General features: G+C 56.0%; 10 protein-coding genes. All 10 read right to left on the bottom strand.

Going from position 1 to position 12,774, the window contains the following annotated elements; all coding sequences use genetic code 11:
- Window positions 1–45 precede the first annotated feature (45 nt).
- Window positions 46–639: a 2-hydroxychromene-2-carboxylate isomerase gene (locus tag HGO37_RS17790; RefSeq protein ID WP_250984486.1), complete on the bottom strand. Its 594-nt coding sequence runs from the start codon at window positions 637–639 to the stop codon at window positions 46–48.
- 24 nt (window positions 640–663) lie between these two features.
- A complete protein-coding gene (locus HGO37_RS17785) occupies window positions 664–2,133 on the bottom strand; it encodes an NAD(P)-binding domain-containing protein (RefSeq protein ID WP_250984485.1) in 1,470 nt (489 codons plus the stop codon).
- Window positions 2,134–2,189: 56 nt separating this feature from the next.
- On the bottom strand, window positions 2,190–3,836 hold the full coding sequence (locus tag HGO37_RS17780; RefSeq protein WP_250984484.1) for a dipeptide ABC transporter ATP-binding protein: 1,647 nt from the start codon (window positions 3,834–3,836) through the stop codon (window positions 2,190–2,192).
- Window positions 3,833–4,696 carry an ABC transporter permease gene (locus tag HGO37_RS17775; RefSeq protein ID WP_250984483.1) on the bottom strand — a complete coding sequence of 288 codons (864 nt, stop codon included), beginning with the start codon at window positions 4,694–4,696 and terminating at the stop codon, window positions 3,833–3,835. The genes HGO37_RS17780 and HGO37_RS17775 overlap by 4 nt, the downstream gene beginning before the upstream one ends.
- Window position 4,697: 1 nt before the next feature.
- A complete protein-coding gene (locus HGO37_RS17770; RefSeq protein ID WP_250984482.1) occupies window positions 4,698–5,645 on the bottom strand; it encodes an ABC transporter permease in 948 nt (315 codons plus the stop codon).
- A 39-nt stretch (window positions 5,646–5,684) separates the two neighbouring features.
- Window positions 5,685–7,322, bottom strand: a complete 1,638-nt coding sequence (locus tag HGO37_RS17765; RefSeq protein ID WP_250984614.1) for a TIGR04028 family ABC transporter substrate-binding protein — start codon at window positions 7,320–7,322, stop codon at window positions 5,685–5,687.
- A 343-nt stretch (window positions 7,323–7,665) separates the two neighbouring features.
- Complete coding sequence (locus HGO37_RS17760; protein WP_192489760.1) at window positions 7,666–8,604, bottom strand: LysR family transcriptional regulator; 939 nt, start codon at window positions 8,602–8,604, stop codon at window positions 7,666–7,668.
- A gap of 201 nt (window positions 8,605–8,805) precedes the next feature.
- Window positions 8,806–10,485, bottom strand: coding sequence for an ABC transporter permease (locus HGO37_RS17755; RefSeq protein WP_250984481.1), 1,680 nt, complete (start codon window positions 10,483–10,485; stop codon window positions 8,806–8,808).
- 10 nt (window positions 10,486–10,495) lie between these two features.
- Entirely contained in the window at window positions 10,496–11,455 is a 960-nt protein-coding gene (locus tag HGO37_RS17750; RefSeq protein ID WP_502941430.1) for an ABC transporter substrate-binding protein, read from the bottom strand.
- On the bottom strand, window positions 11,449–12,561 hold the full coding sequence (locus HGO37_RS17745; protein WP_250984480.1) for an ABC transporter ATP-binding protein: 1,113 nt from the start codon (window positions 12,559–12,561) through the stop codon (window positions 11,449–11,451). Before HGO37_RS17745 ends, HGO37_RS17750 begins: the two co-directional genes overlap by 7 nt.
- Window positions 12,562–12,774 lie beyond the last annotated feature (213 nt).

The raw sequence follows: 12,774 nt of genomic DNA, 5'->3' as shown, positions 1-12,774 counted from the left end.
GTCGCAATTCCCAAATGCTGTTTCGCTGTTGTCGTGCGGACTGTCTCAGTCTGCCGAGAGTGCCTCGTTGAGGAAACTCAGGCGGTCTTGCCCCCAGTAAGGCACATCCTTGTAGAACCATGTCGGCGTGCCGAATACGCCACGCTCCTTGGCTTCGTTTTCACTTTTTTCCCACGCGGCAATGATCTCCGGGCTTTCTTCCATTGACTGTAGCAGCTTGCCATCAAGGCCGAGACTATTGGCTTTGGCGATACGTACTTCGGGATCCTTGACGTCGAGTTCTTCCGCCCAGACTGCGCTCAAAAGCGCGTGGCTGAGGTCAAGCGCTGGCAGGCCAAGGCTGTCAGCGGCCAGAACCATACGTGCGGAAAAATGCGGAATGGTGGGATAATATTTAGGCTTCAGCACCAACGGCATGTTGAGACGCTTGCGCCAGCGATCCAGCTCAATGGCATGATAGTCCTGACGTGCGACTGGGCGCGTACGAAGCGGAACACCACCGTTTTCCGGCACAACAGTCGTGGTGCGAACAACAACGTTCAGATCGTGTTTCTCGATCAATGCCTTGAACTGCGGCCAACCAAGATAGGCCCATGGAGAACTTAGCGAATGAAAATAATAAACGGTCTTCTTTGTCATGATAACTCCTGATGGATCTGTTGATTATTTGGTGGCGCGACGGTGTTCGCTTGCGGGCTCGTCCGCATCTGTCCATTCATCGCCAGTCAGTTCGCTTTTGTCGTAGCTGTGGAACTGCGCCAGCAGCTGCTCGCGATCCTCCACGAACAGCGACCGCGCGATACCGTTGGACAATGTGGTTGCACCCTCGTTGATCGAGGGTATGCCGCTGTTGATCTTGCCGTGCGACAGCAGAGACGGGAACGAGAAACAGTAGGCGTGGCTGATCCAGCGGTCCTGCTCAGCATCGGATTTCGGCATGAACTGAAAAGCAGCGCCGAGATAAGGTGACGCAGCAAGGCCAGCATTTCCAAGTGCTTCCGGTGGCGTGTAAGCCTCTCCCCATAACAGGGCATTGCTGGTAATGGCCTCAAATTCCGGACGCTTGGCGTAATCGATACCAAAGCCGGTGGCAAAGATGATGAAATCCACACCATAACGGCCTTTCGGCGTGGTGATCTCAACGCCGGCAGCCGTTTCGACAATGTCGTCTATCGGGCTGGAAAGATGGAAATGCGCATTCGGCCATTTTGACACCCGCAAAACGCTGTGTTTCGGCGGCGGTGTTCCCACCTTGCTGGCCTCGTGCATGATCAGCCACTTGTCCGCATCAGGCAGGTCGAAATAGCCGTATCGTGTACCCATGCCGGAAATTCCGGCGAGACGATCGACCTTAGCGAGACTGTTCTGGCGGGCAAACACATCAACCCGCGCTGCCCCTGCTTCGAGAGCGGCAGCCGCGTTGTCCATGGCGGACGAACCTGACCCGATGACGGCAACGGACTTGCCTTTCAGCGTCGCCATATCGATCATCGCGGCACCATGAGCCCGATATTTTTCCGGAACACGGTGCGCAACGGCGGGCAGAAAAGGTTCTCCCAAACCATCCAACCCGGTAGCGATGATCACCCGGCGGGCATATTTCACATGGTCGCCTTGTGGGTCGGTGTAGGCAATTTCGAACAGTCCGTCTGCACGCGGCGTGATGCCCTGCACACTCGCTTCATTGACGACATCCAGTTCAAGAACCTGGCGATACCAGATGAGATAATCCATCCACTGCGCCGTCGGGATCAATGACATTGCCTCGAATGCTTGACGGCCAAATTGCGCCTCATACCAAGCCCGGAAAGTCAACGCAGGCAGACCAAGCGCTAGGCCCGGCAGGTCCTTTGAGGTGCGCAAGGTTTCCATGCGGGCATAGGTGATCCAGGGACCTTCCTGTCCGGCCGGTGCGCGGTCGAAGGCACGCACATTCTCGATGCCATGACCTTTCAGCGCCGCCATTGCGATGAGGCCACACAGACCAGCGCCAATCACCGCTACATCCAGAACTTTTAGACCCTGATGCTCACGCGGCTTGACCCACGAAGACGCGGGACGGTTCAGCCAAAGAAGGTCTTCGGCAAGCCGCTCTTCAAGTTCTTCCAAGGTTTGGGGTCTAAGGCGGGTCATGAACATCTCTTGGAAAGGCGAGGATTGGTGCGAAAATGCGCTTGTATCAACATTGCTCAGGCCGATTGGCGAAGCGTTGGGATACTTGCCACCAGTTCCTGCGTGTAAGCGTGCTGGGGATTGCCGAATACGGTCTCGACTGGCCCGTGTTCGACGTCCTGCCCGTTGCGCATCACCGACACCGTGTCGGCAATCTGGCGGACAACCGCGAGATCGTGCGAGACGAAAATATACGTCAGGCCAAACTCTCGCTGGAGTTCAGACAACAGCGCCAGAATCCTGGCTTGCACGGTGACATCCAATGCCGAAACGGCTTCATCCAGCACCACGACCTCGGGCTGCAGGATCAGCGCGCGGGCAATAGCCACACGTTGCCGCTGGCCACCGGACAAGGTTGCGGGATGACGATCAAGTACATCCGCCGGCAAGCCAACGCGCGAGATCATATTCTGCACCCGTTTGGCACGCTCGTCGGGAGAAAGCGGTTCGAAATTTCGAAGCGGTTCATCCACGATCTGGGAAATCGTCTGGCGTGGATCCAGCGAACTGAACGGGTTTTGATAGACCAACTGGATCTTGCGTCGAAACTGGCGAAGTTTCTCGCCAGATAGCTCAGCGAGGCTCTCACCACCAATCACGATACGGCCAGTCGTCGGCTTCTCAAAGCCGGTGACCATGCGGATCGTCGTGGTTTTCCCACTGCCGGATTCACCAACAATCGCATGCGTGGTGCCACGGGCAACACGAAATGACAGATCGTCCACGGCAAGCAATCCGTCCGACTTGCCCGGCAAAGAAAAGCGCTTGCTGAGACTTTCAACCACCACGACATCATCCGCCAGGGTGCTGGTACCATCCAGATTGCGGACGCGGTTATTGTCCGCAAAGGACGGCGCATCGGAAAGCAGCCTTTGCGTGTAGGCCTCTTTGGGAGATGCAATGATCTCGGCAGTGGGGCCTTTTTCAACAATACGCCCTTGATGCATGACCACGATGGCATCGGCACGAGCCGCGACGCCCAGATCATGAGTAATCAGCAGGATCGAGGCATTGGTTTCCCGTTTGAGCGTCTCGATCAGATCAAGGATACGTTTCTGGACGGTGACATCCAGCGCGCTTGTCGGCTCATCGGCGATGATCAACTCCGGTTCAAGCATGATCGCCATGGCAATCAGCACGCGCTGCCGCATACCGCCCGACAGCTGATGGGGGTATTGGTCATAACGCAGTTCAGGAGACGACAGGCCGACCTTGGCCAACAACTCCAAGACCTTGGCCTTGCCTGCAGCCTTGCTTAGCCGATGTCCATGGATCTGGAACATCTCAACCAATTGTGAGCCAATGGTGCGGATCGGGTTCAGAGAGCTGCCGGGGTCTTGCGGAATAAGACCAATGCGCGAACCGCGCAAGCCATCCAATCGCCGGTCAGACCATCCGGCAATGTCAGTGCCATTCAGCAGAACCTGACCGCCATCAATACGTCCCCCGGACAACAGGCCAATAATCGATTGCGCGGTGGTGGTTTTGCCAGAACCGGACTCACCGACAATTGCCAGGGTTTCACCACGATTGATCTTGAACGATATGCCGTGCACAGCCCTGTTTGCGCTGCGTCCAGCCCCGTAAGAGACAGACAAATCGCGCACTTCCAGGATTGGCAGCGAGGCATCCACGCCATCAGGCGGAGTCGTTAGAACCGTCATCGTTGGCTCCTCATCGATTTGCTGATCTGGTTGGCGGCAAGCACCACGATAACCACGACAAGGCCGGGCGCGGCAGTCAGCCACCAAGCCGTTGCGACATAGTTGCGGCCTTCCGCGACCAGCAATCCCCACTCCGGCGTTGGCGGTGGTGCGCCATATCCCAGGAAGCTCAGCGTCGACAATTGCAGGATGGCCGAACCAAACTGCAGCGCGGAAAAAGCAACAACGGATGTCAATGCGTTGGGCAAAACATGCCGCCACAGAACCTTGGCCAGAGTGCCGCCACTGCCGATCGCTGCCTCAACATAATCGCTGGCCCGAACGCGGATCACTTCGGAACGCATCAAGCGCGCGAAGGCTGCGATCGCCGAAACACCAACTGCGATCGATGCATTCAGCGTGCCAAAACCAAGCAGGATGATAATGGTCAGCGCCAGAAGCAGCGCCGGGATAGACAGCAGAACATCGACAATGCGCATGATGATTTCATCGACAATACCACCCGCCGAACCAGACAGTAGACCGAGAGCGGTACCGACAACAAACCCGACAGCGGTTGCGATGAACGCACCGCTTAACGAATGCACGGAACCATGTACAACACGCGAAAACACATCACGGCCCAAGGCATCCGTGCCGAAGAAATGGATCAAGTTTGGTGCACGAAGCTGCTGGCCGGGCACGCTGGCAATAGGATCATAGCTGCTGAACAGTCCGGGGACGACTGCCCACAGCACAGCCAGGAGCAGAACCAGATAGGCAAGAGCCGTTGCAATAGTGATCGAGCCGAGCTTTTCTCGCAGTCCGGTAAATCTTTCCCGACTGTGCAGACCCGTGACCGGTTCTTCTACAGGAGACATCTCAGGCAGCCCTCATGCTCTTGCGCAGCCGTGGATCGAACACTGGATAGAACAGGTCCACGACAAGATTGATCGTAACGAAACATGCTGCTGACAGCAGGACGACGGCCTGCAGAACAGCGACATCGAGAGTGGCGACAGCGGCTTCGGTCAGTCGACCGATACCGTTCAGTCCAAAGACCGTTTCTGTGACAACCGCGCCAGCAAGCAGTTCACCGAACAACATGCCGCATATGGTCAATACCGGCAGCAGTGCATTGCCCAACACATGGCGCCAGAACGCAAAGCGCAGCGAAGCGCCCTTGGCTCGGGCAACGGCAACGAACGGCCGTGTCATCACGTCATCGATATTGCGGATCAAAATCTGGGCAATCGGCGCACTGATCGGCACCGCAAGCGTTGCCACTGGCAAGATCAGCCCAACCCAGGGACCGGGATTGATGACGGGAACAAGGCCAAGCCTGAACGAAAAGATCTGGATCAGCATCATGCCCAGCCAGAAGGCGGGAATGGCGACAAACAGTGACGGCAGCGCGGTGATGAAGCGCCGCAACCACCAGAAAGGCGAGAAATAAGAGAGGAAGGCCAAGACGAAACTCAGCAGGACCGCACCAACAAAACCGAGACCAGCCAGTCTGAAAGTTGGCAACACGTTATCGGCAAGCAAAGCGCTGACGGGAACACCGGCATCAATCGAATACCCGAAGTCGCCGGACAGCGTGTTGACCAACGAACTGAAATACCGTTCGAGCGGTGGGTTGTCGGCGCCATAGCTTTCACGGATATGCGCAAGCTGCTCCGGTGTCAGCACGAAGTCTGCCCCCATGAACTTGATGAAAACCGCATCACCCGGCATCATCTGCAACAGCAGGAATGACAGGGTAAATGCGGCCCACAACACGATCACAGCTTGGCCAATGCGCGAGACGAGGTATCGGGAAAGAGACAATGCTTCAGACCACACTTGTTTCGATGTTGATGGCCTGATCTATCGATCAAGCCACACGCTATAAAAGACAGGCCGACCGACAGCCTCAAAAGCGACGTCCTTGACATAGGGCGCGCCGGCAAAGGACTGGGGTTCTTCAAACAGCGGAATGACGTAAGCCTGTTCGATCAAACGCTTCTGCGCTGCACCGGTATATTCGAGACGCTTGCTGGTATCCGGCTCCGACGCGATCTTGTCGAGAACGTCATTCAAGTCGGCGTCGACAAACGTTGTGCCCTCGCCTTTGCCACCCTTCTGGCGCAACTGGTCGCGCGTTGTCGGATAATATTGGCTCTTGAGAACTTCCGGATCAGCACGTTCGACCTTTGTCGGCACCAGCGGCGTCTTCAATGGATCGAGATCATCCTTGGTGCGGGTACCGGCTTCACCAGCCAGCAGTTTCAGTTCGACGCCAACGGCTTTCCATTGCTGGGCGAGCAGCTGTAACGTTTCCTTGCTACGGGCATAGTTGAGCGATTCATAAACACCCAACGACAACCGCTGACCGTCCTTTTCACGAATCCCATCAGCACCCGGCTTCCAGCCCGCTTCGTCCAGCAACGCGTTGGCGCGTGCAGCATCAAAGGTCAGGTCACTGCTGAGATCAACAAAACCGGCAGAAACCGACGACAGTGGTGAGCGAGCCTTGGGATAGTTGTCGGAGAACAGCGTATCGATGATTTCCTGGCTGTTCGTGGCATGCAGAAGGGCCTGACGGACCTTCAGATCTGCAACCAACGGATTGCTTGGACGGAAGGCAACAGCGTGGGTCGTGCCACGGGTTTTTGCACCATAAACGGTATATCCAGCGGCTTTCACCTGCGCCTCATCATAGGCGTGAACCTGGCGGATGAAATCCCCCTGACCGGAGATCAGGGCACCGATGCGCACACCATCTTCCGGCACGGTCAAAATGGTGATCCCATCAAGATTGGCACGGCCCTGATGCTTGAGTTTCGCGGGACCCCAGGCGTAGTCGGTACGCGCCGTCAGCTGAATTTCAGTACCAAGCTTTTCACTGGCGACAACAAACGGGCCGGAACCGATGATGTTGGGCGCCTGACCGAGTTCATCCGACGACAATTTCAGCGTAGACAGGGCAACGAGGCCGGATGTCGGGGTGGCTGTTGCCTGAAGGAAACCAGGTGCTGGCGCCTTGAAGTGGAACTTTACGGTTTTGGCATCAACCACTTCCGAGCGCTCATAGTTGCTGATTGCTTCCGAAACCGTCTGCTTCAGCGCCTTGTTGCCAAGTCCAAATGCGTCATAGTTGGCAGCAACAGCAGCGGCATCAAGCGGTGTGCCATCAGAGAAGGTTACGCCGTCACGCAGGTGGAATGTGTACTCTGTTGCATCAGCATTGACGTCCCAGCTCTCGGCAATCCACGGCTCGATCTCAAGCGTCTGCGGGTTCTGATAGGTCAGCTTGTCGGTGATCTGGTTGAGGAGGCCACCGTTCGGATAAAAGCCAGCAGCTGGCGGATAAAGGCTCGTATGCGCCTGTTTTTCGAGATAAATCAGCGTGCCACCCGGCTTGCCTTCAGCCCATGAAGGTACTGCGAATGTTGTCGCAGCGACCAGCGCACCAACTGCGCACATGCTCTTTAAAATCCGGCGACGCGCAACAGAATAAAGCATCATAATTCCCTTCGTATAACCCTAAAATATACCGCTGCACGCGATGTCTGCGTGATCCGACCGATGTGCCCCAACTACGCCAGCGCATATGCAAGCCCTGCGCTTTAGAAAGTCGGTTAATCTATCTAAATGGTAGATATTCTATGCGTCCGACGTAAGGTCGATTTGTTTCAATTAAATTCTGAATATAGAAATATAAGCTATCAATTATGCGAAATTAGCAAGATGATACTCGCAAAACTTCGCGTGCTCAAGAGCGTTCCAATGAGACGCCGAATTCCAGAAAATAGTTTCGGATAAGGGGTGCACGTTGGAATCAGCCACAGCTGATCGCTCACACGCTTTATTGCAGAAGTAATTTGTCCGAGTGTTTGACAAACCCCGGAAGCGCCTTGGAACTCACCTCTATCGCTTCAATCAACGCGGTGATCGTCTGCCCCATCGGTCGGCCAGAGGCGGTAATGACACCCCAGTGGAACGGGATGCTGAAGGACAAGGGAATGGCTGTAACGTCAGTGACGGGAAGCCCGAAAATCGTTGCCGATTCCACCACGGCAATCCCGAGGCCGGAGCGTGCCATGGCAAGCGAAACATAGGTCGCGTTGCTGTCAATGATGCCGCCCGGTTGCACGCCATGCTTTTCAAGGGTCTGGTTGATACGCATGCGTAACCGGTACGGGTTGGCTGATACGATCAACCGCCGTCCCTGCAGGTCTTCAGGTGTTACGACGCTGTGTTTTGCCAATTCATCATCATTACTGACGACCGCCACGCAGGGGGACTCGCCAATCCAGTGCACATCAAGCCCCGAATTATCGAGCGGCAGGCTGGCGATACCAATATCTGACGTACGCGCCAACACAGCTTGCACGACATTTTCAGACGCCGTGCTTTTGACATGGATATGCGAGGGCAATGATGCACTCTCCAGCAACGCCAAAGCCGAAGGCAGAATGCTGGCGGCGAGAGCCGGGACGGAAGCAACCTCAATGGGCCGAGCGGCATCAACGGCAATCTTGCGCGCACCTTCGCTGATGGTACGCAAACCACTGAGAAACAGTTCCGCCTGAGCAAAAAAAGCCAGTCCCTGTTCGGTTGGTATAATACGCGGGCCATTGCGGTGAAGAACCGGAAACCCCAGTTCTTTTTCAAGGTCCTGGATCAGCCGTGTCATGACCGATTGGGATTTTCCGAGCGCTTTTGCAGCACCGGTCATGCTGCCAATAGATACCACTGCGACAAACGCTTCCAGCTGCCTGGTGTCGAGATAATCGGGTATCATACTGTGCTCAAAGCCAGTTTTGCCTTTTAAAATAAGCAGTTGCTACGCATTTGGTAATTTGCCGGTCAGCCCGACCACCGTTGCATAATCAGAATTCAGCAATTGGCGTCAAGAGGTAGCGAAAACAATGGCCCAGCCCTTACCGGTAAATCGCCTGCCGTTCGCGATGAACGGCAGGCGATTTGACGCGCAAGCTAAGTGTCAATCGACCACAAATCCTGTTTTCTTCAGGAGTTGCAAGAACAGCAACGGCAACAGTGTCGTCAGAATGATCGTAACAAAGGCCATGGCCATACCGATCCCGACTGAACCTTGCTCGAACTGACGCCAGATAAAGGTGGCAATCGTCTGCATGCCAACTGGGGCCACCACAACTGAGGCAACCAGTTCGCGAGAAGCAAGAGCAAAGACCAGCAGCATTGCCGAGGCAACACTGGGGAACACCAGCGGCAGCAGAATACGGCGGAAAGCGACAGGTCCACTAGCGCCAAACACGCGCGCCGCTGCCTCAAGATTGTCACCGAGCTGCACAAATGCAGCGGTTGCGTAACGCGCCGTCTGTGGCAGCAGAATACAGCAATAGGCCAGAAGAAGGATCAAGGCGGTATTATAGGGCGTGAATGGCAGGCCGGGCATGTTCCAGGCCATGATCAAACCAACCGCAACCACAATACCCGGAAGGGCATTGGGAATGACGGTCATGATATCGATCAGGACACGTCCGCGCATTCTGGTCTTTACAACTGTATAGGCCGAGACAACGCCGATGATACCGGTAATGATGGCAGTACCGACGCCAAGCGTCAGACTGTTCACCAAGGCACCCAGCGCACCGGCGCTGTTGCTGAAAACGGTGGCAAAATTTGCCAGCGTGACATTGTCTATGGCAAGACCGCCCGAGATGGTACGCGATAGCGACGTAACGAGAATGGCAAGCATCGGCACGCCGGTTGCCAGAAATGCCACAACAGCAAATGCCGCCATGACAGGCACTGTGAAGGCACCGAGCTCGCGCTTGTCACTGTTTTGCGGTTTGCCCACTACGGTCTGATAGGAACGACGCGCCAGGATCCAGCGCTGGACGAGGAAAGCCAGCAGCGACAAAGTTACCAGCACCAATGACAGGATGGCAGCACCGGGCAAATCAATCGGCCAGTCGCTGACCCGTGTATCAATGCCGGTTACAAGAACCGGGAAACCGGCACGGCTGCCCAAGGCTGCCGGCGTGCCGTATTCCTCGATGGCGGCGGCAAATACCAGAAGAAGACTTGCGGCAAGACCGGGCGCCGACAAAGGCAGCGTAATTCGCCAGAATGCCCGCGTTGGCGTTGCACCGAATACACGGCCGACATCCGCATAACGGGCACCAACCGCCTCGACCGTGCGCGACACAGCAAAATAAACGACCGGAAATGTGTTGAAGGTCATGACCAGTGTCATGCCGAACAGCGAAAACAGAAATTGCGAAAGATTGAAACCAAGAAGCTGTTGCAGATAACCGCGCGGCTGCAATGTCATGATCCAGCCCAGTGTAGCGATGTAGGGAGGGATCATGAAGGGCACGAGCAACAGGATATCCCACACTCTTGCAAACGGAATGCGGTACAGGGCACGCGCAACACCAAGCGGCACCGCTAGAACGGCCGACGCCATCACCACACATAGCCCAAGAAGCAGCGTGTTGCGGGTCATGCCCAAAAGCTTGCTATCCCCAAGGGTTTGAGCAAGCCGCGAGAAGGGCTCCGAAAAGGAGCCCTGCCCGAGTTGAGGAAAGATTGCCTGGAGTACGATTGCGGCAAAGGGCACGACAACAACGATTACGAGGCCACAGGCAGCAAGCCAGGCAGCAGGCGCGGCGCCACCAATATCCTTTGCACGCATTCTTTTATACTCAGTTTGTTCCGAAGATATCGGAAACCTTCTTCAGGGTCTCTTCGCGCTTGCCGTAGATGGCCGACGCATCGTAGTCGAGCAGCTTCAGGTCGCTGATCAGCGGACGGTCAGCCGGGATGTCGGTACGTGCTGGCATCAGGTAGGTTGCAGCAACCATCTTCTGGCCTTCGTCCGACAGCATGTAGTCGATGAACTTCTTGGCCTCATCCTGGTTCTTGGACCAGTTCAGGATCATGGCAGGACGCGGTGCGATAACCGTTCCGGAAGCCGGGAAGATAACGTCGATACTTTCGCCTTTGGCCTTGTTGCCATAGGTGATGTAGTCAACAGCGCCAAAAACAGCAGCCTTTGCACCCTGCAAAACTGGGTTAAGCGCTTCAGCATTGGCGCCGGCAATGATCGCGCCATTTGCCTGCAGGTCCTTGAAGGCCTTGAAGTCGTCATGAGCGCCAAGAACGCCGGTCAGTTCGAAAGCAGAACCGGACTGGGCAGGATCTGGAATGTTCACAAGGTCCTTGAACTCTGGCTTTGCCAGGTCAGCCCACTCGGCAGGCTTCGGTGTGCCGCTCTTGGTGTTCCACGCAATACCGAGCGCAGAAACGCCCTGTGCAACAGCGGTGTCGGACTTCAGGAAATCAGGAACCTTTTCAGCGTTAGGGCTTGTGTAGGACACCAGCCAGCCACGCTTTGCGAAGTCGGTTGCCGTATCCCAGGACGCGGAGATGACAATGTCAACGACAGGGTTTGCAGCTTCTGCCTCAATACGGGCCATGACCTTGCCGGTTGTTGCCTGGAAGACATTGACCTTGATGCCGGACTGCGCGGTAAACCCGGCAGCCATCTTGTCGATGAGGTTCTGCGGGCCAGCGGTGTAGACAGTGATATCGGCATGGGCAGTACCGGCCATCAGCATGACAGCCAATACGCCAAAAGCGGTGTGCTTGAGGGATTTCAACATGTTGCAACTCTCTCCTTTTGAGTGATCTGGTCATCGGCACCGAACCAGTGAATCTGGTCGGCATCGACGGAAATCGGAATTGTTTCGCCCGGTCTGAAACGGACCTGGCTGAGAAGCTGAAGCTCGACGGACGGCAGGCCGGGCGGCGAGACAACCGCCAGATGGCCATCACCACGAAACTGCGAACGCAGCACCACGCCCTGGAAACTGGCACGACCTTCGTCGGCCGACACGGCACGTGTCGGAATGAGGATACGAGCACGGTTACGGGACGGGTTTTGCATGTCGGCGATTTGATAGGTGCTGCCAGCCAAGAACCAGTTGCCGTTTTTCCATTCAATATCGGCTAGACCGCCAAGTCTGAGGAAGTCCGCGACTTCAGGCGTTGCCGGGCTGCCGATCAGGGAATCCGGAGAGGCCAGCTGCTCGATATGGCCGCTGCGCATAATCGCAACTTCATCGGCCAGCGTCAGCGCTTCGGCATGATCATGCGTGACATAAACGGCAGTCAGTTGCAGCGAGGCAATCAGTTCTGCCAGTTCACCAACCATGTTTTCGCGCAGTTCGCGATCAAGATTGGACAGAGGCTCGTCGAACAGGATCAACTGCGGTTCGGCCACAATGGCGCGGGCAATCGCCACGCGCTGCTGCTGGCCACCGGACAGGTCGCTTGGGCGTCGATCCGCGAAAGCAGCCAGACCGACACGTTCAAGGGCGCGAATAGTGCGCTGGTGTCGTTCACTCTTGCCAATGCCGCGCATTTCCAGCGGGAAGGATACGTTGCCTCCCACGGTCAAATGCGGCCACAGTGCATAATCCTGAAACACCATGCCGAGATTGCGTTTTTCAGGCGGTGCGAAAATCGAATTGCCCGCATCAGCCACGACCTTGCCCGCAATCAACACAGAACCAGCTGTCGGCTGCAACAGACCTGCAATCAGTCGCAACAATGTTGTCTTGCCGCAGCCGGAAGGCCCCAGAAGCGCCAAAGTGCCACCACGGATCAGTGAAAGGTCGATGCCCTTGAGGATTGCCGTCTGGGAATACTGGAAACTCAGGCCAGCAGTAGAAACCGCAGCCTGGGCTGCCTCGGAGGTGAAGGTCATATGATCGCAGGGGTTGATTAAGATGCGACCTCACTATTCTCACGAAATAACAGATATGTGACAAACTCTGTCACAGACCAAAAACCAGCTGTTTTCTTTTCAAGGTCAATTCTCCCTCAGCCGATCATTTGGGTTGGCGGGCGATGTAACTCGATGCTGGTATTTTACCCGCAGGCAGCAGACACGCGTAATTGAACAGCCGCATGGCATCAC

Origin of the sequence: Rhizobium sp. CG4 (assembly GCF_023701965.1) — a bacterium.
GTDB lineage: Bacteria > Pseudomonadota > Alphaproteobacteria > Rhizobiales > Rhizobiaceae > Agrobacterium.
The sequence above is the reverse complement of the archived record's forward strand: the minus strand, read 5'-3'. Positions and strand labels throughout refer to the sequence as shown.

Coding starts and splice junctions, on each gene's coding strand:
- HGO37_RS17775 (WP_250984483.1), bottom strand. CDS start 4,696: ATGTCTCCTGTAGAAGAACCGGTCACGGGTCTGCACAGTCGGGAAAGA.
- HGO37_RS17785 (WP_250984485.1), bottom strand. CDS start 2,133: ATGACCCGCCTTAGACCCCAAACCTTGGAAGAACTTGAAGAGCGGCTT.
- HGO37_RS17790 (WP_250984486.1), bottom strand. CDS start 639: ATGACAAAGAAGACCGTTTATTATTTTCATTCGCTAAGTTCTCCATGG.
- HGO37_RS17780 (WP_250984484.1), bottom strand. CDS start 3,836: ATGACGGTTCTAACGACTCCGCCTGATGGCGTGGATGCCTCGCTGCCA.
- HGO37_RS17755 (WP_250984481.1), bottom strand. CDS start 10,485: ATGCGTGCAAAGGATATTGGTGGCGCCGCGCCTGCTGCCTGGCTTGCT.
- HGO37_RS17745 (WP_250984480.1), bottom strand. CDS start 12,561: ATGACCTTCACCTCCGAGGCAGCCCAGGCTGCGGTTTCTACTGCTGGC.
- HGO37_RS17760 (WP_192489760.1), bottom strand. CDS start 8,604: ATGATACCCGATTATCTCGACACCAGGCAGCTGGAAGCGTTTGTCGCA.
- HGO37_RS17750 (WP_502941430.1), bottom strand. CDS start 11,455: ATGTTGAAATCCCTCAAGCACACCGCTTTTGGCGTATTGGCTGTCATG.
- HGO37_RS17765 (WP_250984614.1), bottom strand. CDS start 7,322: ATGCTTTATTCTGTTGCGCGTCGCCGGATTTTAAAGAGCATGTGCGCA.